Source organism: Paenibacillus sp. Soil522 (assembly GCF_001428245.1).
Taxonomy (GTDB): Bacteria; Bacillota; Bacilli; order Paenibacillales; family Paenibacillaceae; genus Pristimantibacillus.
Genome location: NZ_LMRV01000044.1, coordinates 232,760 through 257,652 on the forward strand (window position 1 = coordinate 232,760; position 24,893 = coordinate 257,652).

The following is a 24,893-nucleotide window of genomic DNA, read 5'->3' on the forward strand; positions in this document are numbered from 1 at the left end:
TTTGTTCCTTCTATTAATAAAGCGAGTATACACTGTTTCAAATGAAGCGATAGCGGGTAACTTATGAAAAAAAGGAAGTGATGAAAACAATGGAACTGCTTATGCAAATCAGTATGGCTGTTATAGCGATTGCTTTCCTGGTTCTCTTGTACTCTATCATTCAGACGCTGAAAATATTACGGGGAGCGCTTGCTGAGATGCAGCAAACGTTAAGCTCGCTGAGAACAGAGGTTACGCAAATTAGCGTCGAGGTGAAGGAGGCCGTTCATCATACGAATGCGATGACGCTCGATGTGCGAACGAAGCTAAGCTCATTAGACGTTTTATTCGCCTCAGTCAATGATCTTGGTCATGTCCTGCATTCGTTTACCGGAGCAGCCAAGGAATCAGCCGCAAGCGTAGTAGCGACTATAAAAGGCGGGAAGAAGAAGCCTGCCGGAGAGCCCGGGGTGTTAAGCACAATCTATGACGGCGTTATTTCCACTATAAGAATTTGGAATAAAGTCAAAAAAATATGAGTTACAATAGGAATATACAAGAGAGGATAGAAGAGATATGAACTCATTCATTCGTTTAACGATTCCGGCACGGGCGGAGTATATCGATATGGTTAGGCTTGCATTATTTGGCATTGCGAATAAAGCAGGCTTCTCCTATGAGGAAATTGAAGATATGAAGGTAGCGGTAACGGAAGCGTGCACCAACGTTGTGCTCCATGCTTACAGCGATGGGCAGCCAGGTGTAGTAGACATCATCTTCGAGCTTGAGAAAGAAGAGATATCGATCCGGATAAAGGACGAGGGCACCAGCTTTCAATATGAGCCATCCCCTGCTGGCAAGCCTGTCTCTCTTCACGATAAAGAGCTAAGCGAAGTGACTGCAGGCGGGCTTGGCCTATTTATGATGCATGCTCTAATGGATAAAGTTGAAGTGCTTTCGGAAAGAGGTACAGAGGTGATTCTCACCAAGCTAATTGGTAGGAAAGAGGAGATGGCATGAACGCAAATTCATCCTGCCTGGATCCAGAAGAATCGATTAAAAAAATAAAAATATATCAGGAAACGAACTGCAACGATACCGCTACGGTATTGTTGCAGCATTTTGAACCGATCGTGAAGATGGCAGCCGCTAAAATGTCCCGAAGCCGTCCTGATCTCTATGAGGATCTGTATCAGGTCGGTCAGCTTTCCATGCTCCGCTTGTTTAAGCAGTACGACAGCTCGCGGGAAATTCCGTTTGAAGGCTATGCGATGAAAAGCATTATTGGCCATCTGAAAAACTATTTGCGCGATAAGTCTTGGTATATCCAGGTGCCGAGGCGAATCAAAGAGAAAGGCCTGCTCATTCAGCAGGCGATCGACCACTTAACGGTAGAGCTGGGATATTCGCCGAAAATGGAAGAGATCGCTGTTCATCTTGGCCTCTCGGTAGAGGAAACGATCGAAGTGCTGTCCTGCCGGGAATCCTATCATTACGTATCACTGGATACACCGTTATCCAGCGAAGGGGAAAGCGCAGCGACGATTGGTGATCTCATAGGCTCGGACAAGGATGATTATCAGAACGTTGATAATCGTCTGGATCTGGAGGAAGCGCTGGATCAATTGAAGGAAGAGGAGAAGACGGTGCTGCTGCTCGCCTATCATAACGGCCGATCCCAGCGGGATATTGCCGATCAGCTAGGCGTATCGCAGATGAGCGTTTCCCGTATACAGAAGCGGGCGATTGAGAAGCTGAAGCTGTTGTTAATAGAGAAGCGCCAGGATTTTAGCACGTAAAGTGTCCATAACTGTGATATGCGATTAAAAACACTCTTTCCATCTTGATAATGGAAAGAGTGTTTTTGGTTTTCGCTTGCTTCATTATTGAATAGGATCGGGAACCATGCCGCTTTCGATAACTTCCGCATTCGTTTCCATCTGCTCCATGTCCGCGCCGAGCTTAATCATTTCTTCTTCTGTAGGCGCCATTGAATTTATTGTTGTTTTTGTTGCTTTGAGGCCGCTCTTCTTCGCTTTATCTCCCGGTAGCAGCAAGATCATCCTTGATCTCCTCCTTCGCGGATGTGAGGGAATCCATGACATGCTGGTTGGATTTTTTGGCGTGATCCGCCAGATCACCGGCTTCCTCTTTGATGCTGCCGGTGAGATCCTTCGTGTTTTGTCCGACGTTTGCTGCGAATTCTTTTGTATGATGTCCTACTGTGGTCGCAATGTCCTTCGTTTTCTCGCTGATGGCTTTGAACTTGTTCGAGAGCTCCTCCCGAAGGTTCGCGCCTGTTTTTGGGGCGAAAAGCAGAGCCGAAATGGCACCGATAGCACCTCCTACAATTGCGCCTATCAATACGCCGTTACTAGAGTTTTCTCGTGACATTGGTCATCTCTCCTCGTTTTTTATTCGCTGATCGTGGCGATCAACGTTTGCTGCAGCATTTCTTAGTATTATGTAAACGCCAATCGTCTTTTTGAAACACAAACAAGCGAAAATCTATTGGCTATAAACGGAAGAGATGAGGGTGTGCAGCTTGACTCGAAGGATAAGTGTTGACGAACGGAAAACAACATGTTAAATTATATTTATCCTATTGAATTAGTCGGGAATAAAAAGATTACAGCGGAAGTATAGCATTCCTAATGCTGTCGTTTACTGTAATTCGCGCTCACTAGAAAACTGGAGGCGCATGAGAGCCGAATGCCGAATCGGTTGTTGTGCGTCTTCTTTGCGTGTAAAACCGGTTTGTTACACACAAAAATTTGGAGAGGATGTTGATGATGTCCCAGACAGTAGAGGTTGCTGACGAGTGGTTAAAAAGAATTAAAGAGCAATTGGCAGGAGTTCAATACGGCATTGTTCAAATTACGGTTCATAATAGCCAAATTGTGCAAATCGATCGGACAGAACGCAGCCGCTTCGATACGGTGAAGTCCCCTTCCCCTGTTAAGCGGCAGAGATAATGAGGTGACGGATGAAAAACAAACTGAATTCAAGCTTATATGAATGGCCTGATCTGGCCTTTCATCATTATTGCCTGCACATGTACCGGCTGAACCGCGGAACTTACAATACAATCGATCAATGGTTATTCGACAACGGTTATCCTGAAATTAAACGCAGACGGAAGATGATCATCCATTTTTTGGACCTGATGGCACAGTCGCAAGCGGCTGAAGGGCGAAAGTTTCTCTCCTTTGGAAAAGGGAATTTGATTGTGGAGTTGAGTCAGTTTACAGCCGGGCACGACATGCGTGTTAGTGGCGTATTGGCTGCTTATTAAACAATAAGCTCTTTCATACAGGTGACTGCTGACATAATTACATTTTGATCGATCACGGGAGGAAAATGAAAATGGAATATCGTAAATTGGGAAGAACGGGATTAAAGGTATCCGAGGTAAGCTTGGGTACGATGGCATTTGGCCGGTGGATTGATGAACAGGCTTCGGCAGCGATTTTGGATTTAGCGCTTGATAACGGCATCAATCTTGTAGACACTGCGAACGTGTACGGGGCAGGGGAGTCCGAACGTATTCTCGGCAATTTGCTAAAGGAGCGGCGCCAGCAAATCGTTCTCGCGACAAAGGTTCACGGCCGTGTAGGAGAAGGTGTTAATGATTCCGGGCAGAGCCGGTATCATATTTTCAAGGCGGTTGAAGACAGCTTGAAGCGATTGAAAACGGACTATCTTGATCTGTACCAGGTACACCGCTTCGATCCGAACACTCCGCTTGATGAAACGCTGCGGGCTTTAGACGATCTGGTTCGTCAAGGGAAGGTGAGATACATAGGGGCTAGAAAAATGCGATTCAGCTGGCAGAGGCAATCCGGCCATTGGCAGAAGAACGCGGCCTGACTCAGGCGCAATACGCTTTGTCGTGGGTGCTGAGCCGTCCGGGAATTACATCAGCCATATTGGGCGCTTCGAGGCCGGAGCATATTACGGAAGCGGCAAGGAGCTGGCATGAAAGATTGAGCGCGGAAGAGCTGGCGAGGGTAGACGAAGTAACATCAAGCCTGCAATTAGCGAAGGAGACGGTTTTGAGCTAATCAGCTGTTCATTCAACTGCATACATTCTACCGTATCAATGGAGGATATCAGAGCACCGCGTGATATCCTCCTTTTGTTTTTTTGGACATAAAGACTTGAGGGGAGGCTGTACTGTGGCGGGAGTTACGATTAATCATTTATATAAGCGCTATGGCAAAGACAAGCACGCGGTTGTGCAGGATTTCCAGCTGGAAATTAAGGATAAAGAATTTATTGTGTTTGTAGGGCCTTCCGGCTGCGGGAAGTCGACGACGCTAAGAATGATTGCCGGTCTTGAGGATATATCCGAGGGTGAAATTTATATTGGGGATCAACTGGTCAACAAGCTTCCTCCTAAGGACAGAGATATTTCAATGGTTTTCCAAAACTATGCGCTTTACCCGAATCTGAGCGTATATGAGAATATTGCATTTGGTCTAAGGATGCGGAAGCTGCCGAAGCACGAGATTGATTTGGCCGTGAAAAACGCAAGCCGGATTTTGGAAATCGAGCCATACCTGAACCGCAAGCCGAAGGACTTGTCGGGTGGACAACGTCAGCGGGTGGCGCTCGGCAGGGCAATCGTACGTGATCCGAAGCTGTTTTTGATGGATGAGCCGCTGTCAAATTTGGATGCCAAGCTCAGAGTGACGATGCGAATGGAAATAACGAAGCTGCACAAAAAATTAGGCACGACCTTTATATTCGTTACGCATGACCAGGTTGAAGCGATGACGATGGCCGATCGTATCGTTGTCATGAAGGGCGGCATCATTCAGCAGTGCGATACGCCGGAGGCCGTTTACTCCAAACCGGCGAATACGTTTGTTGCGGGCTTTATCGGCTCTCCCCAAATCAACTTCATCAACGGCCGCATCCAGGAAAATCCGCAAGGAAGATTGGAGTTTCATACGAATCGCTTCCATCTGAAAATGAATGAAGCGATGGAGGACATTTTGCGCAAAAATAGCCAAGTAAACAAATCGGTTATATTAGGGATTAGACCGGAAAACGTTAAGCTCGAAGGTTTATTTTCGGAGACGATCATTACCGGAATCTACCGCGATAATGAGCTGATGGGCGCGGATCGTTTTCTTTATTTGGACATTGGGCAGGAGAAGCCGCTGATCGCCCGCGTGGATCCGGATAACCGTTTTGCCGAAAATGAGAAAGTGAAGGTTGAGCTGGATATTTCGAAGGCTCACTTTTTCCATAAGGATACGGGAACAAGATTTACAGACTGATCGGATTTCTGCGAAGGAGGGAGGCGGCTTCTCGTTATGAATAAGAAACGGAAATGGTTCGTGCATGGCGGAAGTATAATGATTGCGGCATTGCTGCTCTCATCTGGAGCGGCAGTAAGCACGGTATCAGGCGAGAAAACCGAGACCGTCAATTATGATGGTCTCGTCACTACATTTGATTATGAGGTTGATCCTTATTTTAGCGAGGCACTGGCGAAGTGGCAGGAGCAAGGGCTGAAAAACGCAACCGCGTCGATACAGGTGGAGGGGGCGAAGCCGTCAAGGGTGTCGAATGATCAGGAAATTAAAGCCGGCGGGTATGAGGGTAAATTGAATGTACTGCTTTGGAAAACGAGCGATACGGGCTGGGTCGAATATAAAGTTGACGTTGCAGAGAGTGCGCTGTATGAAATTCATGTATCTTATAATCCATTAAAGGATGCCCGGCGCAAGGGGCCGATAAGGTGGGAGGTGACGATTGACGGTCAAAGGCCGTTTAGGGAAGCCTCCTCCATATCGTTATACCGCGCCTGGGAGGATGTCCGTCCTATATTGAAAAACTCGGATGGCGATGAGATCCGTCCCCGTTCGATTGACGTTTCGGGCTGGAGCGAAAAGCCGTTAATTGATTCGGGAGGGGCATATGCGCAGCCTTTGCAATGGCAGTTCACACAAGGAACGCATACCATTCGTTTGCAAGGCTATGATCCTGTTGCGATTGAGAGAATTGAACTCCTGCCAAGCAAAACGATTCCGTCGTACGAGGAGGCTGCAGCTCAAAATGCCAATGTGCCTGCCGTTGACGGAGACGTGTTGACTCTTCAGGCGGAGGCTTTTACTTCCAAGAACGATACGGCGATTAAGCTGTATTCGGATAAGAACTCCCGCACCCTACCGCGATATAAAGGAAGAATTATTTACAACACAGTAGGCGGGCAGCGATGGCTGGAGCAGAATCAGGAAATTACCTGGTCGTTTGAAGTGCCGGAGACCGGATTGTATAAAATAGGATTTCGCGCTTTGCAAAACACAATCGCGCAGAAAACGTCCTATCGGGCTATTCGGATCGACGGAGAAGTGCCGTTTAAGGAATTACTGGCATATGGATTTCGTTATTCAACAGGCTGGAGAGGAACGGTTTTGCAAGATGAAAACAAACAGCCGTATTTGATAAAGCTTGAGAAGGGGAAGCATACGTTGTCGCTCGCGGTTACGCAGTCCCCTGTAAAATCGATTATCGTCGATGTGGAGAAGCTGATCGCCCATCTGGATGCGATTGATTGGGATTTGCGCAACATTACGGGGGCCAGCACGAAGAAGGCGATAGACCGCAACCGTACGTGGAATATGGATCAGGACTTTCCTGGTCTGACAGACCGGATGGCGCTTGCGGCAGACGTTATGGTTTCATTGTCTAGGCGGGTCGTAGAGGCTAACGGAAACAAGGATTCGATTAGTCAAGGACTCGATACTTCAGCGAAGGATTTGCGGGCATTGCTCCGCAAGCCGGAGGAAATTCCTTATCAGGTTGAAGAGATATCCTCGATGAGAGAGAAATTCGGAACGTTTATCGACACGTTGCTGAAGCAATCGCTGCAGCTGGATGAGATTTATATCATTCCGGAAAAGGCTGATGATCCTAAGATGGAAGCGGCTTTTTTTAGCCGTGTTTGGGGCGGGGCTGAAAATTTCATCTACTCGTTCGACGCAAGGGACAGCCTGAAAGAGCTGGATGATACAAAGCTGAATATTTGGGTGCAGCGGGGAAGGGATTACGTCGATCAGCTGCAGCAGTTGGCCGATGAGTCGTTCACGCCGGAGACAGGCATAGAGGTTAAGGTTAATTTGCTGCCGAATCCGGAGCTTTTGCTCATGTCTAACGCAGCGGGCGTTCAGCCCGATATCGCTCTCGGGTTGACGCAGGATTTGCCGGTTGATTACGCCATTCGCGGCACGCTTCAAAATTTGGCCGAGTTTAAGGATTTTAATCAGCTTTATCCTAAGTTTAGTCCCGGCTCATGGCTGCCGCTTCATTACGATGGCGGTTATTACGGCGTGCCGGAAACGCAATCGTTTCAGGTTCTTTACTATAGAAAGGATATTTTGCAGCGCTTAGGGCTCGAAATTCCCCAGACCTGGGAGGATGTATATGATTTACTGCCTACGCTACAGCAAAATTTCATAAACTTCTACGTGAACCCGAAGGAATTTACACACTTCTTCTATCAAAACGGAGTGGAGTTTTATGAGACTGGAGGCGTGAAATCGGGGCTGGATTCGCCGGAGGCGTACCGCGCGTTCAAGCAGTGGACGGATTTATTCAATACGTACGCTGTGGAGAGGGAGGTGCCCAGCTTCTATCAGCATTTCCGCAGCGGAACGATGCCTATCGGCATATCTGATTACAACATGTATGTGCAGCTGTCGGCGGCAGCGCCGGAGTTGAACGGCCGCTGGGGAATTGCGCTTATTCCCGGCACGCAGCAAGCGGACGGAACGATCAGCCGCTGGGCTGGAGGCGGGCAGCGAACGGGCGTTATTTTCGATAAGTCGGGTAAAAAGAATGAGGCATGGCAGTTTCTGAAATGGTGGCTCTCCGCCGAGGTGCAGGAGCAATACGGCTCCGATCTGGAGGCTGTGAACGGCGTTGCTTTCCGCTGGAATACGTCTAACGTGGAGGCTTTCACCAATCTTCCGTGGAAAAAGGAGGATGCTGAAATCATTTTGAACCAGTGGAAATGGTACAAGGATATTCCGAACGTGCCGGGGGGGTATTTCCTTGAGCGCGAAACGAATAATGCATGGATCAGATCGGTTGTAAAAACGGCGAATTATATGTCCTCGTTAGAGCAAGCCGTCAGGGACATCAATCGGGAGCTGCTGAGGAAGCAGCAGGAATTCGGCTTTATCGATGAGCAGGGCCATCAGGTTAAAAAATTGGACATTCCAATTGTCGATCAGCCTTGGGAAGGGATTGATCGTTATGTGGAGTAAGCTGTGGTCATTTCGGATTTCGTACTTATTCATTGCGCCTTTCGTCATTTGCTTTGCCTTGTTTATTGTCATACCTATACTGGCTGCGGTCGGCTTAAGCTTCACCTATTACAACGGGATCGAGCCTCCGCGATTTATCGGCTGGAGCAACTTTCAGTATTTGATTGCGCAGGATTTGCTGTTTTTGAAGTATGCGCTGCCGAACACATTCAAGTTTGCCGTTATTGTCGGTCCCGGCGGCTATGCCGCTGCCTTCCTGCTCGCTTGGCTCATTTCGCGGCTGCGCGGAAGCTACGGCAAATGGGTTGCGCTCGCCATGTATACGCCATCTCTTACCGTAGGGATAGCCATGACCATTATATGGCTCCCCTTGCTATCGGGCGATAGAATCGGTTATTTGAACAGCTTCCTCTTAAAACTCGGTCTAATCGACGTTCCGAAGCTATGGGTAACGAGTCCAGATCATCTCATGAACTCGATGGTCGTCGTAACGCTTTGGTCGAGCATGGGCGTTGGCTTCCTGGCGATGCTTGCAGGCATTCTCAATGTGGATGCGACGCTGTACGAAGCGGGAAGAATCGACGGGATCAAAAATAATTTACAGGAGCTGTGGTATATTACGATTCCGTCCATGAAGCCGCAAATGCTGTTCGGCGCCGTCATGGCGATCGTTACGACCTTCAAGACAGGGGCCATCGGCGTCGAGCTGTCCGGCCAAAACCCGACGCCGGAATATGCGGGCCATTTGATCGTCAACCATATTAACGATTACGGCCTGATCCGCTTCGAAATGGGCTATGCGGCGGCGGTTTCCGTGTTTCTTCTTATATTAATGTACTTTGCGAACAAGCTAAGCTGGGGATTGTTCGGTTCGAAGGAGGAATAACATCTGAAACAGTCGAGCCTCGCTGCAAAAATTAGCTTTAACGTCATCATGCTTGTTATGTCCGTCATTATGATCCTGCCTATCATTTATATTTTTAATCATGCATTCAAGCCTTATCATGAACTGTTTATATATCCGCCGAAGTTTTTCGTGCAGGAGCCGAACCTTCAGAACTTTGTAGAGTTATTTTGGGTAACCTCAAATTCGGTCGTTCCGGTATCGCGTTATTTGTTTAACAGCTTGTTCATCTCGGCTGCGAGCGTTATTGGCGTAACGGCGGTAAGCGCGCTCTGCGCCTATCCGCTCTCCAAGCACCCTTTTCCAGGGCGTAAATTCATCTTTGCCGCCATTATTCTCATGCTGATGTTTACGCCGGAGGTCATTCAGATTCCAAGGTATCTGGTCGTCAGCCATTTAGGCATTATGAATACGTATTGGGGCCATCTGCTGCCTGTGCTATCGCTGCCTGTAGCCGTCTTCCTGCTTAAGCAGTTCGTGGATCAGATTCCGGATTCGCTGCTGGAAGCGTCAAGAATTGACGGCGCGAATGAGTTCATCGTATTTGCCCGCATCGTCATACCGATGTGCATGCCGGCAATCGCGACGGTCGCCATTCTGGCGTTTCAAAACTCATGGGGCAATGTGGAGACGTCGATGCTGTTCATGCAGGACGATGAAATGAAAAACTTTCCGTTCTTCTTGTCCACGTTGACCAATAATCTTGCGAACAACGTTGCCCGTCAGGGCGCGGCTGCGGTAGCGGCGCTCATTATGCTCGTTCCGAATTTAATTTTTTTTATTATTCTTCAAAGCAAGGTCATTTCTACAATGGCGCATTCGGGTATTAAATAGGGGGGGAATCGTTTGAAGAACAGGAGGCTGCGGATTCATCCGGTCATCATGGTCCTGATTACGGCGATTTACATAGCGTGGCCCGGCTTACAGGCTTCGGCCTCGCAGTTACCGTACGAAACCTACTATAAGGATGGATTCGGACAGCTGGTGAAGATGCAAGCGGCTTATATTCCCGCCGGTATCATCGGTACGAATGTGTTGATTGCGAAAGCAGACCAAGCCACTGATGCCCCGGATAAGCTGCAGTTAAATCAGCCTAAGGATATATTTGTGGATGAGAAGGATCACATTTATATTGCGGACACAGGTAATAATCGTATCGTTCATTTAGACGAGCAGGGACATTATATTCGTGAAATAAAGGTGAGTGAGAGTCCGCTTAAGAAGCCGAGCGGGCTGTACGTCGACAAGGCGGGAGAGATCTACGTTGCGGATACGGGAAACAATCGGGTCGTGCGGCTTGATCCGGACGGCAAGCTGCTGAAAGCGTTTGGGCGTCCCGAATCCAGCTATTTGCCGGCGGCATTCAAATACGATCCGGTCAATCTTATCGTAGATAAGCGCGGCTTTATTTATGTAACGACGCTAGGCGCATACCAGGGCCTGGTGCAGCTTGACCCCGAAGGAAATTTCATAAGCTTCTTTGGTCCAAATAAGGTAGCCTTTTCTTTGTTCGATGCGTTCAAACGATTTTTCTATACGCGGGAGATGTATCAAAGAGAGCTAAAGAAGCTGCCGGGCGCCATTGCCAATTCAACGATAGATAACAATGGCTTTATTTACACCGTAACGAAGGAAATTCAGACGGACCAGGTCAAAAAGCTTAATATTGCAGGCTTGGATCAGTTGAAAGGCAAGGGTGAGTTTGCAGCGCAGCAGCCGGTTCGATCCTACGGCGAGTTTTTTCATTATTTTCAACGCGGCATTAGTCCCCAGTTAAACGATATTACGGTCGATTCAGACGGCAACATGACGGTTATCGATTCGGTATGGAATATTATTAGCCAGTATGATCTGAACGGAAATCTGCTGTTCTTCTGGGGCGGGGATGTCATTACGGCAACCTCGAAAACAGGGGTCGTTAAAACGCCGGCAGCGATTGCCGGCAATTCGAAAGGCGAGCTGCTCGTGCTCGACAACGTCAACAATTTGATTCAAGTGCTCCGGTTATCGGAGTTCGGCCATTTGGTCCATGAGGCAAACCAATTGACGCAGGAGGGCAGGTACGAGCAAAGCGAGCCTTTGTGGAGCGAGGTTCATCGTTTAAATGCCCAGTATACGCCGGCCTTGATCGGTCTGGCGAAGGCTGCTTATAAGAAAGAGGATTACGCGAGAGCCGAGAAACTCTTTTATCAGGCGGGCGTCGTCGGCGGCTATTCCGAATCCTTTTGGCAAAACCGGCTGAAATGGTTCCAAAGCCATTTTGGTCTATTGATGAATATCGCGCTTGCGCTTGGCATCGCCTATCTGTTATGGAATGCTTTTGCCAGAAAGCTTCGCCTAAAACGCAAGTGGAGCGCTAAGCCCCGTCCGAAGCATCTGCCCGCCGAGCAGCTGAAGCATGTGTTCTATTTAATCAAACATCCGGTGGACGGTTTCTACGCGATTCGGTACGAGAACAAAGCTGGCTTCGTAAGCAGTCTGATCCTGTTTGGATTAGCGGCAGCATCGTATGGATATATGCAAGCCGGCACCAGCTTCATATTCAATCCTGCTGTGCATGCCGGCATTGACATATTGCCGATTGCGGTTCAATTCATAGGGATATGGCTCGGCTGGGTCGTTTCCAACTATTTGATCAGCTCGCTGCTTAGAGGCGAGGGACGGTTCAGGGACGTATTTTACAGCAGCTCCTATGCCTTATTTCCGATTATTCTCATAGGAATACCGGTTACATTATTGTCGAATGTGTTGACCTTGAACGAGCTTGCCATCTTCCAATTCTTGAGGCTGTTTATTGTCTTATGGGTCGTTTGGCTGTTTATTTGGATGGTTCAGGGGATACATAACTACACCTTTATCGAAGCTATTTTTATTATTGTCCTATCGCTGCTGGCGCTCACCATGATTGTCATTTTAATTTTCATCTTAATAAGCCTAAGCATAGAACTGGTTAACTTTATAAATTCCTTGTACCAGGAGGTGATCATCCGATGACGGTCCGCAAAATAAACTTTACGCTTATCGCAAAGCTGGCGCTCATAACCGTTTTGCTGGCCTTGATAGGATGGCTGGCTCTAGTGGCAGGAGGGTCATGGGGCAAACCGTCTGCCGAAGCTGCCGATGTCACGGGCCTGTTCGATGCAAAGGACGCTAGTCCGTATAAGGCCGGCTTGCCGGCGGAAGGGAGCTTTGAACAAATTGCAGAGTCAGACACGCTAAAGCTGCTTGCGGATAAAACGACGGCTCATTTCCAGGTGATTAACAAATCGACGGGCAAGGTATGGCGATCTTATCCGGATCCGCAATATTGGAAGGATGAGACGGTACCGAACACTTGGAAAAATAATTTGTCTTCGCCGATCATGGTTGAATATGTCAATGCGAAAAACTATAAATCATCCTCGGTAACGGCGGGATTAATCGAAAACCAAGGCTATTTGGAAAATTTCCAGGCTACCGAAACCGGCTTTACCGTTACCTTTACGCTGCCGAAGGCGGAATTCAAAATTCCGGTCGAGGTGAGTCTGCATAAGGATTACGTAGAGACGAGAATCGTTGATTCGGGCATTGTAGAGGGCGCTTTGAGCTTATTGAATGTAAAGCTGTATCCCTTGTTCGGTGCACAGCCGTCAGTCGGTCAGGAGGGTTATATTGTACTGCCTGACGGCTCCGGCTCGCTGATCAACTTCGCGCAGGATCGGATTATGCCGCAGCTGACCTATAACGAAAGCGTGTATGGGCAAGATTTATCCTACTACAACGAGAATACGGGCAGACAGCGAATCGCGATGCCGGTATACGGAATAAAGTCCGGCGATCAAGCCTTCGTTGCGATCATCTCGCAAGGGGAAGCGTTCGCGAACGTTTACGCTGCGCCTTCAGGTGCGGTGGGCCGCTCGAACTGGGCGACGACCGAATGGCAGTACCGCAAGCGGTTTTTCCAAAGCGTAAGCAAAAGCACGGGGGAAGGCTTCTACACCTACAGCGGCGACAAGTTTATTGCAGATGCCCGCGCGACACGCTATTATCCGCTTCCTCCGGAGAAAAGCGATTATGCGGGGATGGCAGAGGTTTACCGCAACTATTTGATCGATGAACAGGGCGTGAAGCCGCTGGAAGCGCCGAAAAAGGACATTCCGCTGTTCGTTGATATAGTAGGCGCGGACATCGAGAAGGGTCTATTTGCGGACTCTTACTTAAAAGCGACGACGACGGCAGAAGCGGAAGAACTGGTTCGTCATATTTATGACCTCGGCATCCGGCATCTGCAGGTTAACTTCTCAGGCTGGCAGCAGGACGGCTACAGCACGCATGGCGGCTATTTTCCTGTAGATAAGCGGTTAGGCGGGAACAGCGGGATGAAGAGCTTCATTTCCTTCGCCCATTCCTTGGATATTCCGGTCTACTTAACGGCGAACTATACGCTCAATACGAATGGTGATGACCGGTTTTGGTGGAGACGCGACGGCCTGCGCAATTTAGCGGGAACGGTGCTGGAGGAACAGAGAAATTCCGATCAGGATGCCGGTACGTTTGTCAGCCCCAGGTTTTATGAGAAGGTTGTCGCTGCCGATTTGAACGATTATAAGAGCTTAGGGGCAGACGGCATTTATTACGAGGACGGCATCGGCCAGCAGGTGAATACCGATTTCAACAGCCGGTATCAAGCAAGCCGGGAAGACGTTGCCTTGGTACAGCGCACTATTTTGAAAAAGACGAAGGAAACGCTCGGCTCGCTCGCAGCGAATAACGTGAACTTCTATGCGCTTGATCAGATTGATCATGTTCACCGGTTAACGGACGATTATTCGTATGATGTATTCATCAGCGAACAAATTCCTTTTGCCCAAATGGTGCTTCACGGCTTGCGTACTTATACGCTGGAATGGTCGAATTTGCGCAACGAATTCGGCGATGGATTTTTGCGGAGCATCGAGTATGGGGCATATCCGGCCTATGTGCTTAGCGGTGATAAGGCGGCTGATTTGAAAAAGTCGTATTCCTTATGGTATTACAGCTTGAATTATAAGGATTGGATCGATGATTTAAAGGATGAATACGAGAGAACGAACGAAGCTTTGGCAGCTGTGCAGGACCAGTATATAACGGCCCACCGTACGCTCGCTGCCGGCGTGAAGGAAACGGTGTACGGCAGCGATTACCTTATTATCGTCAATTATAATCAGACGGATTACAGCAAGGACGGCGTATTCGTTCCGGCAAAAGACTTCGTGGTCATTAAAGGAGGAACGAAGCTATGAAATGGAGCCGCAAGTTTGACAGCACGACGATCCGGAAGCTCGAGGGCTCGTTGTTTATTGCGCCGTGGGTGTTCGGCTTCCTCGTCTTCGTGGCGTTTCCGCTCGGCTACTCGCTGTACATGAGCTTTCATCAGGTCAAAATCACGGTAAACAGCGTCAATTATACGTTTATCGGGTTGAACCACTACAGAGAAATACTGATCGCGAACGGGAGCTTGCTCTATGAAGAGCTGATTCCGTTTCTAAAGGAGTCGGCTATGATGATTCCGATCATCCTGGTCTTTTCTCTATTAGTCGCGATTTTGCTCAATTTGCGCTTTCCCGGCAGAACACTGTTTCGGGTCGTCTTCTTTCTTCCTGTCATTTTCTCCTCCGGCCAGATCGTGCAGGAGTTTATCGCCCAGGGCGAAGGCTCGCTCAGCATTATGGAAACGCTGCGGATCGACTATTATTTGCAGGAGTACGTGCCGGGAGCGTGGGCAGCGCCGATTCAGAAGGTCATGAGCTCGTTTGTGCTCGTCCTTTGGTATTCGGGCGTTCAAATTTTGATCTTTCTTGCGGGCAGGCAGACGCTTCCGGCTTCGGTATATGAAGCTTCCCGCATCGACGGCTCGGGTCCGTGGAATACCTTTTGGAAAATAACGCTTCCGGGGCTTGTTCCTTACATTTTCTTGAATTTAATGTACACGGTTGTCGACTTGTTCACATTCCCTTCCAATCCGATCGTCAGCAGGGTGAATACGAGCAATTATGGCAGCTCCAGCGCGCTGGCATGGATTTATTTCTCTATTATTTTGACATTCGTGCTCTTGACCCTGTTTATTTACAGCCGAGTCGACAAATCGTTTTCAGGAAAATGATAAATAGGAAAGAGAGGCGAGCTTCATGAAAATAGTCAGAAGAGGCAGTGAGGCGATAACAGCGCTATATTCCGGGGAAAAGCTGCGCAAGGACCTTACCTTGCTTAAATACCGGCTGCTTGGTGCGGAGGTCGACAAGGGGCTGGTCTTTAAGCTGTTTGTTTATGTCATTTTGATCAATGTCGCATTCATTTATATTAAGCCTATTTTGTATATGGTGACGACGATGGTGAAGGATGCGAAAAATATTTTGGACCCGACTGTCATATGGGTGCCGAGAACGATATTTCTGGGTCATCTCCAGCAAGCAAGCGAAATGCTGAATTATTCGAAGAGCTTTCTCATCAGCATCTCGCTCGCTTCCTCCGTTGCGGTGCTGCAGGTGTTTTCCTGCGCCATTGCCGGATATGCGTTCGCGAGGCATGATTTTCCGTTCAAGAAAGTATGGGGAGCCCTGCTTTTATTTACTTTTATCATGCCGCCTCAAATTACAATTTTGCCGTCTATTATGCTCTTTAAGGAGTTCGGCTGGCTGAACACGTTTTTGCCGATGGTCGTGCCGGCTGCATTCGGTCATGGTCTGAAGGGGGCGATGTTCGTCATCATCTACCGCGCTTTTTATTCCACGCTGCCGAAGGAGCTGGACGAAGCGGCGCGCATGGACGGAGCGGGACCCTTCCGCATGTTTTTTCGCGTCATGTTTCCGATATCAAGATCGGCTACCGTTGTGGTGGTGTTATTCTCGTTCGTCTGGAACTGGAATGATTTTTATTTTCCGTCGCTGTTTATGTTTACGGCTGAAAACGTTCCGCTGTCGATCACACTGGCGAGGATGGCAGGCGAGATGAAGCTGGCCGAGGGTGCGGGCGAAATAACGGTATATGCCGAAGCGATCAAAATGGCGGCCTCCTTCCTCATCATTATGCCGCTGCTCGTCATCTATCTGTTCGCTCAGCGATGGTTTATTGAAGGGGTGGAGCGCACGGGCTTAGTGGAGTAGGGCATGAAAATAACCGTTGACAGAATCATTTCGAGATGATAAATTCATAGCACTTGCAATAAATCTTATAAAACATATTGTTTTACTAGGAAATTATCGACCGGATAGCCGGAGATTGCCTTAGGGCAGCTCCGGCTATTTTTTTTTCAAATTCTCATAGGGGGGATATAAGCACATGACCGTATCGGAACGAAAGCTTCACCTAAACGCGTTTCTGGCAGCGTCCGGCCACCATGAAGCCTCATGGCGTCATTCGGACACCGAGCCGGAGAGAGGAGTGAATATTCAGCACTATTTGAAGCTAACCCGAATTGCCGAGAAGGGCTTGCTGGACTCTGTTTTTCTGGCTGACGGCTATTGGGCGAATGCAGGAACGCTTGAGCCGTTTACGCTGTTGTCCGCATTAGCGGCAGCAACCAAGCATATCGGGCTTATTGCCACAGTTGAAACGACCTACAACGAACCGTTCCATGTTGCGCGAAAGTTTGCTTCTTTGGATCATATCAGCAAAGGCCGGGCGGGCTGGAATATTGTGACCGGAGCCGGACCGGCTGCGGAGCAGTTCAGCAGGGAGCAGCATCCGGAGCATCATGAGCGCTATGAATCGGCTGAGGAATTTGTGGAGATCGTTAAGCGGCTGTGGGATAGCTGGGAGGATGACGCGGTAAGCAATGACAAGATAAACGGCGTCCTGATCGATGTAAGCGTCTTTCCGACCGCCCCGGAATCGACTTATCGAATCATTCCCTTGATGATTTTGTAAGCCTTGACGGCGCGCAGTCTGCGGATCAGGTCAATGGCATGAAGAGCAGACATCAGCTCATCCTGGATTTGATCGAACGGGAGCGGCCGACGCTGAGGCAGTTAATTAACCGCCTGGCGGGGGCGAGAGGACACTTCACCTTCACGGGCACGCCGCTGCAGCTGGCCGATGTGATCGAGACGTGGTTCCGCAGCGGCGCTGCCGACGGCTTTAACGTGATGCCCCAAATTTACCCGAGCGGCCTGGAGCGTTTCGTAGATCAGGTCATACCGGAGCTGCAAAATCGCGGCTTGTTCCGCACTTCCTATGAAGAGCAAACGCTGAGAGGCAATCTGGCACTTGCGCGTCCGGCGATCGCCGGCCGCTATTATAAAGCTGAAAAAGAGGTGTATTTATAATGAGTGAAGCAAATCGTAAGGTTCATTTGAATGTATTTTTACGGGCAACGGGACATCATGCCGGCGCTTGGCGTCATAACGACTCCCATCCGGAGCTGGAGCTCGACATTGATTACTTAGGCCATCTGGCGATAATTGCCGAGCGCGGCAAGCTGGATTCCGTATTTCTCGCGGATGGCTATGCAGGTGGCGGAAGCAAGCTGGAGCCGTTTACGCTGCTATCGGCATTAGCCTCCGTAACCGAGCATATCGGCTTGATCGCAACGGTCGGAACGGTGTATAACGATCCTTTCCATGTAGCAAGACAATTTGCGTCGCTGGATCACATAAGCGGCGGCAGGGCAGGCTGGAACATCGTGACGGGCGCCGGCTCCGCAGCACATAATTTCAGCAGAGACGAACATCCCGAGCATGCCGAGCGCTATGAGACGGGCGAAGAATTCGTTGAAGTCGTAAAGCAGCTTTGGGACAGCTGGGAGGACGACGCGCTTATTTTCGATAAGAAGGGCGGCAAATTAGTAGATCCGGACAAGGTGCATGAGATCAACTTCAAAGGCCATACCTATTCGGTGAAGGGGCCGCTTAACATTCCCCGTCCGCCTCAGGGCTATCCGGTGCTCGTGCAGGCCGGCTCCTCCGAGCAGGGCAAGGAGCTTGCCGCCAAAACGGCGGAAGTTATTTTCACCGCGCAGCAGACCTTCGATGCGGGCCGCGAGTTTTACAGCGATGTGAAATCGCGTTTGGCCAAATACGGACGCACCGCTGACCAGCTCGTTATATTGCCGGGTCTTGCTCCGATCGTAGCCGATACGGAAGCGGAGGCGCGCGACATTGAGGAGGAGCTGCATTCGTTCGTGGATACGAAGCGGGCGCTGGATAGTTTATCCGAGAGATTCACCGTTAATCTGAACGACTATCCGCTTGATGCTCCGGTGCCGCTCGATAAGGCAAAGCCTGCCGAGGAGTTCAACGGCATCCGCAGCAGGCAGGAGGTTATTCTCGACGCGGCGCGCAGAGAAAATTTCACGGTTCGCCAGCTGCTTTACCGCAGCAATGGCGGACATGGTCATATTACGTTTACAGGCTCTGTCCTTCAGACGGCTGATTTAATCGAGAAATGGTTCAAAAACCATGCGGCCGACGGCTTTAACGTCCTGCCGCAGCTGTTCCCGACGGGGCTCGAGACCTTTGTCGACAAGGTCATTCCCGAATTGCAAAACCGCGGCTTATTCCGCACCGAGTACGAGGGAACGACTTTGCGCGAGAGCCTTGGCCTGAGGCGCCCGGCCAATACGCGGCATTTTCAACAAATATAACTTTATCCGCTATTAAACTACAGAAATGAGAGGATATACGATGAGGAAGTTAGGGTCTGTTATGGCTATTTTAATTATATTTGCTTTGGTTGCTACTGGTTGCGGAGGCGGAGGCGGCAGCAATTCTCCTTCGGGCCAGAACGCAGCGGCGGATGCCGGGAGCAGTGCGCCAGAAAAAGCCGACTTCAAAAAGCTTGGCGACGAGCCGCTTACGCTTACGCTGTACAATACGGGCGCGACGTTCACGGACGTAGAGTTTGAGGCAATGATCGCCGGTCCGATCCATGCGAAGTATCCGAATGTGACGATCGAACGCATTACGCCTGCCGCTACAACTACCGTGGAGGAAGTGCTGTCTACGCATGTGCCGGATATTTTATTCGGCAGCGTTTCGCAGAAAGTACTGCGCACAGGAGCATACGAGGATTTACGCGAGCTGATCAAGAGACATCATTTTGATGAAAGCCGCCTGAAACCGATCGCCTACAACTATATTAAGGAGATTACGAAGGGCAAAGGGGACGCCGTTCTTGCGCTTCCGTTTAACGTAAACCAGCATGTGCTTTATTACAATAAGGATATTTTCGATAAATTCGGTGTGCCTTATCCGACAGAAAAGCAGCTTACATGGGATGAAGCGGTTGAGCTTGGAGCGAAGCTGACAAGAACCGAAAATGGCGTTAACTTTATCGGACTTGTTGTAGATAACCTGACCGGATTAGGCAAATCGCTGGGCTTGCCGTATCTGGACCGCGAAACGGGCCAGGCGGCGCTGGATACGCCGGAATGGCGGCGGGTGTTCGAGCTGCAGAAGAAAATTTTGGAAACTCCGGGCTACGTTACGCCGGACGGCACGTGGAACTGGACGCGCGACCACTTCATGAAGGATCAGAACATCGCAATGCGCGCCGCTTGGCTGGCAAACATGGTTGGTCCTTTGGAGGAGCTGCGCCAGCAGGGAGTGGAGTTTAACTGGGACATTACCCCGGTTCCTAACTTCAGCGATCAGCTGGGCAAAACGCGAGAAGCGCAAATCCATGCCATTGCCATTAACAGCCAAAGCAAGCACAAGGATGAAGCGTTCCAGGTTCTTGCGGAAATCTTATCGGACGAAGGCCAGCGCATTATTGCGAAAAACGGCCGTATCCCGGCGGTCATTAATCCGGATCTTCAAAAAGACTATGGTGCGGATATACCGGTGCTTCAAGGGAAATCGGTACAAAACGTATTCCTCGGCGAGCCTTTACAAGAGCACTACATTCACCCTTATGAATCGGAAATCAGCGTGAGGCTGAGAGAGGCAACAGAGGATTTGGCGATTAACGGGCTGGATGTGAACTCGGCTATCCGCAAAGCGACGGATGCGATCAACAAGGATGTAGAGACGTTAAAAACAACGATAGGCCAATAAGCTTGGAGAGGGGATAAAATATGAGTCATTCGCAGCGTAAGTTGAATCTCAACGCCTTTTTGTTCGGAACCGGCCACCATGAGGCGTCATGGCGGCTTCCGGAGGCCGAGCCGGACCGCAATCTCGACTTTAAGCATGTGCTGCAAATCGTGCAGACGGCGGAGCGGGGATTGATGGATTCCGTGTTTTTGGCAGACGGATATTCCGGCCGCTCCAATAAGCTGGAGCCCTTTACGGAGCTGGCTGCACTTGCGAGCAGGACGAAGCATATCGGCCTGATCGCTACCGTCGGCACAACCTATAACGAGCCGTTTCACGTTGCGCGCAAATTTGCATCCTTGGATCACATTAGCAAAGGGAGAGCGGGCTGGAACATCGTTACGGGCGCCGGATCGGCAGCGCATAATTTCGGCAGAGATGAGCATCCGGATCATGCGCTCCGCTATGAAGAAGCGGATGAATTCGTGGAGGTTGCCAAGCAGCTATGGGATAGCTGGGAGGATGAGGCGGTCATTAACGATAAGGCGGCGGGTACCCGCATCGTGAAGGATAAAGTCCATACGATCGATTACAAGGGAAAATATTATTCGGTGAAGGGCCCGCTTAACATTGCCCGTCCGCCGCAGGGCTATCCGGTGCTCGTGCAAGCGGGATCCTCGGAGAGCGGCAAGGAATTTGCGGCCAAGGTGGCGGAAGTTATTTTCACTGCTCATCAGAGCATTGAAAGCGCGCAGGCCTTCTACCAGGATGTCAAAGCAAGGCTGCCGAAATACGGCAGAACAGCTGACCAGCTGAAGATTTTGCCGGGCATTAGCCCGATTCTTGCCGATACGGCAGAAGAGGCGCGGGAAATCGAGAATGAATTGTTCGAGTATGTAAATAAAGACGGCGCGGTTAAACGATTGTCGGAGCGATTGGGGCTTGATTTATCGGATCATCCGCTCGATAAGCCGCTTTCGCTGGACGGCGTGAGAGAAACGGAGGAGGTGAACGGCAATAAGAGCCGGCATCAGCTCATACTGGATCTCGTTCGCCATGAGCATTTGACGCTGAAGCAGCTTATTAATCGTTTGGCGGGAGCAAGGGGACATTTTACTTTTACCGGCACGCCCCTTCAGCTTGCAGACGTAATCGAAACGTGGTTTCTTAACGGAGCTGCCGACGGATTTAACGTCATGCCGCAAATTTATCCGAGCGGACTTACGCAATTCGTAGATAAGGTCATTCCAGAGCTGCAAAACCGCGGCTTGTTCCGGACGGAATATGAGGGAGCATCCTTACGCGAGCGTCTTGGCTTGAAGAGACCTGCCAATGTCCGCTTCGAGACTAAAGCTATTTTATAGGAGAAAAATTACACATGAATAAGCTAACTACATTAGGCGATAAGTAGCCCGGTAAAGAAAAGGAGGAGAACCGATGAACGAAGTAATCGATTTATTAAAAAAGCACCGCTCGATTCGTAAATATAAGCCGGAGCCGATTCCCGATTCCCATTTGGAGCAAATATTATATGCTGCCCAAGCAGCCTCAACCTCCTCGAACATTCAAGCTTACAGCGTAGTGGCTGTTAAAGACCCGGAACGGAAGCGGAAATTCGCAGAACTTGCGGGAAATCAGCAGCATATCGCCCAAAGTCCCGTCTTTCTCGTATGGTGCGCGGATTTGAAAAAAATCAGCATTGCGGCGAATTTGCATGAGGATGTGGAGCTTCACCAAAATGTTGAGCTGTTTCTTCTCGGTACGATCGATGCCACTTTGGCTGCGCAAAACGCGGCAATTGCCGCGGAGTCGCTTGGCTACGGGATGGTTTATATCGGAGGAATCCGGAACAATCCGCAAGGAGTTACCGATTTGCTGGAGCTGCCGCCGCTCGTATATCCGGTATTCGGCATGTGCGTAGGCGTTCCGGATCAAGAGCCCGATATTCGTCCCCGATTACCGGTTGCGGCTGTCTATCACAAAGAGGTGTATAAAGAGGAAGGGCTGGAGAGCGAAATAAAAGCTTATGACGATATCACGCGCGTATACTACGCGACCCGCAAGGGCGGCGGCAAAGGCGGAGAGCAGGAAACGAAATGGTCGCGCGAAATGCTGAGAAGGTTTAAGGCGAATCGGCTTCGCGGCCATCTCCATGATTTCCTCGTTGGTCAAGGCTTTCGATTGAAATAACCTTTTTTTATGATCTGAATGAAAATGAGGGTTGACAAATGAGTGATGCAAAACGGGACAAGAAAGCACATTTTAACGTATTTTTACGGGGCGCAGGGCATCATTCAGCAGCTTGGAAGCATCCGGATTCAAGCCCAAAGGAAGATTTGGATTTGGATTATTACGCAAACATAGCAAAAATTGCGGAAAGAGGGCTGTTCGATTCCTTGTTTACAGCGGACAACTATTCCGGTCTCGGCAGGAGGCTTGAGCCGTTTACGCTGCTCTCCGGCCTGGCTGCGCTAACGAAGCATGTCGGTCTGATTGCAACAGTCAGCACAACGTACAATGATCCTTTTCATGTGGCAAGGAAGTTTGCCTCGCTGGATCATATCAGCAAGGGCAGAGCAGCATGGAATATCGTAACGGGCCATTCGCAAACCGATGCCGAAAACTTCAATAAGCCCGAGCATCCCGAAGTGACGAAGCGTTATGAAATTGGCGACGAATTCGTCGAAGTAACGAAGCAGTTGTGGGACAGCTGGGAAGAGGATGCGCTTATCTATGACAGAGAAACGGAGGTCACGTTAGATACGAGCAAGGTGCATGAAATTAACTTTAAGGGCAAGTACCACTCCGTGAAGGGTCCGCTCAACATTCCGCGTCCGCCGCAGGGCTATCCCGTACTGGTTCAAGCGGGCTCCTCGGAAAGCGGCAAGGAGCTGGCAGCCAAAACGGCGGAGGTGATTTTTACGGCGCAGCAAACGTTAGGCGCCGCGCAAGCGTTTTATGCGGATGTAAAGGCGAGATTGCAAAAGTATGGACGATCGCCGCATCAGTTGCTCATTATGCCCGGGCTCAGCCCCATCGCAGCCGATACGGAAGCGGAAGCGCGGGATATCGAGGACGAGTTTAATTCGTTGTTGAATCCGAAGCAAGCGCTGAAGCGTTTGTCCAACTATTTTACGGTCGACCTGTCGGAGTATCCGCTCGATAGTCTAGTTCCGATTGACAAAGCAAAGCCTTATGGAACGATTACGACCGGCATTACAAGCCGTCAGGAGGTCGTGGTCGATGCTGCTAAACGCAACAAAATGACGATTCGTCAGTTCCTTGCCCGCAGCGCTGCTGCTCACGGACATGTATCGTTTACCGGCTCCGTTATCCAGACAGCGGATTTCATCGAAAGCTGGATTAGAAATAACGGCGCTGACGGCTTTAACATTTTGCCTCATATTTATTACAGCGGCTTTGAAACCTTCGTGGATAAGGTTATTCCCGAGCTGCAAAACCGCGGACTCTTCCGTACGGCATATGAAGGCAGGACGCTCCGGGAAAATTTGGGGCTGGCTAAGCCGGAAAATAAACATAAAGCGATTTGGGCTTTAGGTAAGGATGCCGGACAGCTAAAATCGCAAAACGGTTAACCAAAATTATTAGTCATATTAGAGGAGGCTATTAAAATGTCAGTTAAATATCGGAATTTGGGTGCAAGCGGCCTTAAGGTCAGCGAAATCAGTCTTGGAAGCTGGCTGACCTACGGCGGTTATGTGGAACGGGAAAACGCGGTGAAGTCGATTCAGAAGGCATATGAATTAGGCATTAATTTCTTTGACACGGCAAACGTATACGCGAAGGGAGAGGCGGAGAAGGTAGTTGGAGAAACGCTTCGCGCTTATCCCCGTGAATCTTACGTGCTCGCAACGAAGGTTTACGGCAAAATCGGCGACGGACCGAATGACCGCGGCCTCTCCCGCAAGCATGTTATCGAATCGGCGAACGCAAGCCTGAAGCGCCTTGGAGCCGAGTATGTGGATATTTTCTACAGCCACCGCTTCGATACGGAGACGCCGCTGGAAGAAACGCTCCGCGCCTTCGAGGACTTGGTCAGGCAGGGCAAGGTTCATTATGTAGGGGTCAGCGAATGGACTGCGGCGCAAATTACCGAAGCCTTTGCGATTGCCGACAAGTATTTGTTAGACCGTATCGTCGTTAACCAGCCGATCTATAATTTGTTTGAGCGCTATATCGAGAAGGAGATTATACCGCTAGGCATCAAAAAAGGCTTCGGTCAAGTTGTGTTTTCGCCTCTTGCGCAAGGACTGCTCACAGGCAAATACGGAGCGAATCATCAGGTGCCTGACGAATCCCGCGCGGCGAAGCATGAAAACTTTAAAAATAAAATTACAGAGGAGAAGCTGGCGAAGGTTGAGCAGTTGAATGGGATCGCCTCCGAGCTTGATATTACGGTCGGCCAGCTGGCTCTCGCTTGGATTTTGCGTCAGCCTAACGTATCCAGCGCTTTGGTCGGCGCGAGCCGTCCGGAGCAGATTGAAGAAAACGTGAAGGCGTCGGGCATCGAGCTTGACGAACATACGCTAGAGCGTATCTCGGCTGTTATCGATAATGATCCTGTTACTTCCAGAGGAAGCTTCTAAATTCATTTGGCCATGATCACACAAAATCCAGTAAAGTACGATTATTTACTGGGTTTTTTCATGGAAAAAAATCCGGCTGCGAACGATGTGGATTTCGTAACAAGTATTGCCAATTAACGATATATCGTATAGT

Annotated in this window: 23 protein-coding genes and 1 pseudogene; 22 read left to right on the forward strand and 2 right to left on the reverse strand. The window is 49.7% G+C overall.

What is annotated here, in order from left to right; translation table 11 throughout:
* Window positions 1-89: 89 nt before the first annotated feature.
* Genes ASG81_RS14765 through ASG81_RS14775 form a run of 3 tightly spaced genes read left to right on the forward strand, consistent with a single transcriptional unit; the run spans window position 90 to window position 1,778 of the window.
* A complete protein-coding gene (locus ASG81_RS14765; protein WP_056635420.1) occupies window positions 90-518 on the forward strand; it encodes a DUF948 domain-containing protein in 429 nt (142 codons plus the stop codon).
* A gap of 37 nt (window positions 519-555) precedes the next feature.
* Window positions 556-999 carry an anti-sigma B factor RsbW gene (gene rsbW, locus ASG81_RS14770; protein WP_056635423.1) on the forward strand — a complete coding sequence of 148 codons (444 nt, stop codon included), beginning with the start codon at window positions 556-558 and terminating at the stop codon, window positions 997-999.
* Window positions 996-1,778: a sigma-70 family RNA polymerase sigma factor gene (locus tag ASG81_RS14775; RefSeq protein WP_056635426.1), complete on the forward strand. Its 783-nt coding sequence runs from the start codon at window positions 996-998 to the stop codon at window positions 1,776-1,778. Before rsbW ends, ASG81_RS14775 begins: the two co-directional genes overlap by 4 nt.
* An 84-nt stretch (window positions 1,779-1,862) precedes the next feature.
* On the opposite strand, the gene ASG81_RS14780 is transcribed toward ASG81_RS14775, so the two are convergent.
* Window positions 1,863-2,042, reverse strand: a complete 180-nt coding sequence (locus ASG81_RS14780) for a hypothetical protein (RefSeq protein ID WP_056635429.1) — start codon at window positions 2,040-2,042, stop codon at window positions 1,863-1,865.
* Window positions 2,017-2,373 carry a YtxH domain-containing protein gene (locus tag ASG81_RS14785; RefSeq protein ID WP_056635432.1) on the reverse strand — a complete coding sequence of 119 codons (357 nt, stop codon included), beginning with the start codon at window positions 2,371-2,373 and terminating at the stop codon, window positions 2,017-2,019. The genes ASG81_RS14780 and ASG81_RS14785 overlap by 26 nt, the downstream gene beginning before the upstream one ends.
* A gap of 395 nt (window positions 2,374-2,768) precedes the next feature.
* Here ASG81_RS14785 and ASG81_RS14790 point away from each other — a divergent pair, with 395 nt between their 5' ends.
* The 19 genes and pseudogenes from ASG81_RS14790 (at window position 2,769) to ASG81_RS14885 (ending at window position 24,760) form a co-directional block, all read left to right on the forward strand.
* Complete coding sequence (locus ASG81_RS14790) at window positions 2,769-2,954, forward strand: YezD family protein (RefSeq protein WP_235548877.1); 186 nt, start codon at window positions 2,769-2,771, stop codon at window positions 2,952-2,954.
* An 11-nt stretch (window positions 2,955-2,965) separates the two neighbouring features.
* A complete protein-coding gene (locus ASG81_RS14795; protein WP_056635434.1) occupies window positions 2,966-3,274 on the forward strand; it encodes a hypothetical protein in 309 nt (102 codons plus the stop codon).
* 71 nt (window positions 3,275-3,345) lie between these two features.
* The gene (locus tag ASG81_RS14800) at window positions 3,346-3,849 is read left to right on the forward strand and encodes an aldo/keto reductase (protein ID WP_056635437.1); all 504 of its coding nucleotides are present in this window, start codon (window positions 3,346-3,348) and stop codon (window positions 3,847-3,849) included.
* Window positions 3,828-4,043, forward strand: a complete 216-nt coding sequence (locus ASG81_RS33995; protein ID WP_056635441.1) for an aldo/keto reductase — start codon at window positions 3,828-3,830, stop codon at window positions 4,041-4,043. The genes ASG81_RS14800 and ASG81_RS33995 overlap by 22 nt, the downstream gene beginning before the upstream one ends.
* 114 nt (window positions 4,044-4,157) lie before the next feature.
* Window positions 4,158-5,267 (forward strand): ABC transporter ATP-binding protein, encoded by a 1,110-nt coding sequence (locus tag ASG81_RS14810; RefSeq protein WP_056635444.1) that lies wholly within the window; start codon window positions 4,158-4,160, stop codon window positions 5,265-5,267.
* 36 nt (window positions 5,268-5,303) lie between these two features.
* Window positions 5,304-8,261: an extracellular solute-binding protein gene (locus ASG81_RS14815; protein WP_056635448.1), complete on the forward strand. Its 2,958-nt coding sequence runs from the start codon at window positions 5,304-5,306 to the stop codon at window positions 8,259-8,261.
* Window positions 8,251-9,147 (forward strand): carbohydrate ABC transporter permease, encoded by an 897-nt coding sequence (locus ASG81_RS14820; RefSeq protein ID WP_155971545.1) that lies wholly within the window; start codon window positions 8,251-8,253, stop codon window positions 9,145-9,147. The genes ASG81_RS14815 and ASG81_RS14820 overlap by 11 nt, the downstream gene beginning before the upstream one ends.
* Window positions 9,148-9,195: 48 nt before the next feature.
* On the forward strand, window positions 9,196-9,999 hold the full coding sequence (locus tag ASG81_RS14825) for a carbohydrate ABC transporter permease (protein WP_081417351.1): 804 nt from the start codon (window positions 9,196-9,198) through the stop codon (window positions 9,997-9,999).
* A gap of 12 nt (window positions 10,000-10,011) precedes the next feature.
* The gene (locus ASG81_RS14830) at window positions 10,012-12,159 is read left to right on the forward strand and encodes a YIP1 family protein (RefSeq protein ID WP_155971547.1); all 2,148 of its coding nucleotides are present in this window, start codon (window positions 10,012-10,014) and stop codon (window positions 12,157-12,159) included.
* Entirely contained in the window at window positions 12,156-14,426 is a 2,271-nt protein-coding gene (locus ASG81_RS14835; RefSeq protein ID WP_056635457.1) for a DUF5696 domain-containing protein, read from the forward strand. Before ASG81_RS14830 ends, ASG81_RS14835 begins: the two co-directional genes overlap by 4 nt.
* Window positions 14,423-15,286 carry a carbohydrate ABC transporter permease gene (locus ASG81_RS14840; protein ID WP_056635458.1) on the forward strand — a complete coding sequence of 288 codons (864 nt, stop codon included), beginning with the start codon at window positions 14,423-14,425 and terminating at the stop codon, window positions 15,284-15,286. The genes ASG81_RS14835 and ASG81_RS14840 overlap by 4 nt, the downstream gene beginning before the upstream one ends.
* Before the next feature lie 25 nt (window positions 15,287-15,311).
* A complete protein-coding gene (locus ASG81_RS14845; protein WP_056635461.1) occupies window positions 15,312-16,286 on the forward strand; it encodes a carbohydrate ABC transporter permease in 975 nt (324 codons plus the stop codon).
* Between the two features lie 175 nt (window positions 16,287-16,461).
* Window positions 16,462-17,447, forward strand: a pseudogene (locus ASG81_RS34000) (LLM class flavin-dependent oxidoreductase).
* Window positions 17,447-18,763, forward strand: a complete 1,317-nt coding sequence (locus ASG81_RS14860; RefSeq protein WP_056635485.1) for an LLM class flavin-dependent oxidoreductase — start codon at window positions 17,447-17,449, stop codon at window positions 18,761-18,763. Before ASG81_RS34000 ends, ASG81_RS14860 begins: the two are co-directional and overlap by 1 nt.
* 40 nt (window positions 18,764-18,803) lie before the next feature.
* Window positions 18,804-20,174, forward strand: coding sequence for an ABC transporter substrate-binding protein (locus tag ASG81_RS14865; RefSeq protein WP_081417352.1), 1,371 nt, complete (start codon window positions 18,804-18,806; stop codon window positions 20,172-20,174).
* A 20-nt stretch (window positions 20,175-20,194) separates the two neighbouring features.
* Window positions 20,195-21,517, forward strand: a complete 1,323-nt coding sequence (locus tag ASG81_RS14870) for an LLM class flavin-dependent oxidoreductase (RefSeq protein ID WP_056635497.1) — start codon at window positions 20,195-20,197, stop codon at window positions 21,515-21,517.
* 73 nt (window positions 21,518-21,590) lie between these two features.
* Complete coding sequence (nfsA, locus tag ASG81_RS14875) at window positions 21,591-22,343, forward strand: oxygen-insensitive NADPH nitroreductase (RefSeq protein ID WP_056635500.1); 753 nt, start codon at window positions 21,591-21,593, stop codon at window positions 22,341-22,343.
* 38 nt (window positions 22,344-22,381) lie between these two features.
* On the forward strand, window positions 22,382-23,749 hold the full coding sequence (locus ASG81_RS14880; RefSeq protein WP_056635503.1) for an LLM class flavin-dependent oxidoreductase: 1,368 nt from the start codon (window positions 22,382-22,384) through the stop codon (window positions 23,747-23,749).
* Window positions 23,750-23,785: 36 nt separating this feature from the next.
* Window positions 23,786-24,760, forward strand: coding sequence for an aldo/keto reductase family protein (locus ASG81_RS14885; protein ID WP_056635506.1), 975 nt, complete (start codon window positions 23,786-23,788; stop codon window positions 24,758-24,760).
* Window positions 24,761-24,893 lie beyond the last annotated feature (133 nt).

Coding starts and splice junctions, on each gene's coding strand:
- ASG81_RS14765 (WP_056635420.1), top strand. CDS start 90: ATGGAACTGCTTATGCAAATCAGTATGGCTGTTATAGCGATTGCTTTC.
- rsbW (WP_056635423.1), top strand. CDS start 556: ATGAACTCATTCATTCGTTTAACGATTCCGGCACGGGCGGAGTATATC.
- ASG81_RS14775 (WP_056635426.1), top strand. CDS start 996: ATGAACGCAAATTCATCCTGCCTGGATCCAGAAGAATCGATTAAAAAA.
- ASG81_RS14780 (WP_056635429.1), bottom strand. CDS start 2,042: ATGATCTTGCTGCTACCGGGAGATAAAGCGAAGAAGAGCGGCCTCAAA.
- ASG81_RS14785 (WP_056635432.1), bottom strand. CDS start 2,373: ATGTCACGAGAAAACTCTAGTAACGGCGTATTGATAGGCGCAATTGTA.
- ASG81_RS14790 (WP_235548877.1), top strand. CDS start 2,769: ATGATGTCCCAGACAGTAGAGGTTGCTGACGAGTGGTTAAAAAGAATT.
- ASG81_RS14795 (WP_056635434.1), top strand. CDS start 2,966: ATGAAAAACAAACTGAATTCAAGCTTATATGAATGGCCTGATCTGGCC.
- ASG81_RS14800 (WP_056635437.1), top strand. CDS start 3,346: ATGGAATATCGTAAATTGGGAAGAACGGGATTAAAGGTATCCGAGGTA.
- ASG81_RS14815 (WP_056635448.1), top strand. CDS start 5,304: ATGAATAAGAAACGGAAATGGTTCGTGCATGGCGGAAGTATAATGATT.
- ASG81_RS14820 (WP_155971545.1), top strand. CDS start 8,251: ATGTGGAGTAAGCTGTGGTCATTTCGGATTTCGTACTTATTCATTGCG.
- ASG81_RS14825 (WP_081417351.1), top strand. CDS start 9,196: ATGCTTGTTATGTCCGTCATTATGATCCTGCCTATCATTTATATTTTT.
- ASG81_RS14835 (WP_056635457.1), top strand. CDS start 12,156: ATGACGGTCCGCAAAATAAACTTTACGCTTATCGCAAAGCTGGCGCTC.
- ASG81_RS14840 (WP_056635458.1), top strand. CDS start 14,423: ATGAAATGGAGCCGCAAGTTTGACAGCACGACGATCCGGAAGCTCGAG.
- ASG81_RS14845 (WP_056635461.1), top strand. CDS start 15,312: ATGAAAATAGTCAGAAGAGGCAGTGAGGCGATAACAGCGCTATATTCC.
- ASG81_RS14860 (WP_056635485.1), top strand. CDS start 17,447: ATGAGTGAAGCAAATCGTAAGGTTCATTTGAATGTATTTTTACGGGCA.
- ASG81_RS14865 (WP_081417352.1), top strand. CDS start 18,804: ATGAGGAAGTTAGGGTCTGTTATGGCTATTTTAATTATATTTGCTTTG.
- ASG81_RS14870 (WP_056635497.1), top strand. CDS start 20,195: ATGAGTCATTCGCAGCGTAAGTTGAATCTCAACGCCTTTTTGTTCGGA.
- nfsA (WP_056635500.1), top strand. CDS start 21,591: ATGAACGAAGTAATCGATTTATTAAAAAAGCACCGCTCGATTCGTAAA.
- ASG81_RS14880 (WP_056635503.1), top strand. CDS start 22,382: ATGAGTGATGCAAAACGGGACAAGAAAGCACATTTTAACGTATTTTTA.
- ASG81_RS14885 (WP_056635506.1), top strand. CDS start 23,786: ATGTCAGTTAAATATCGGAATTTGGGTGCAAGCGGCCTTAAGGTCAGC.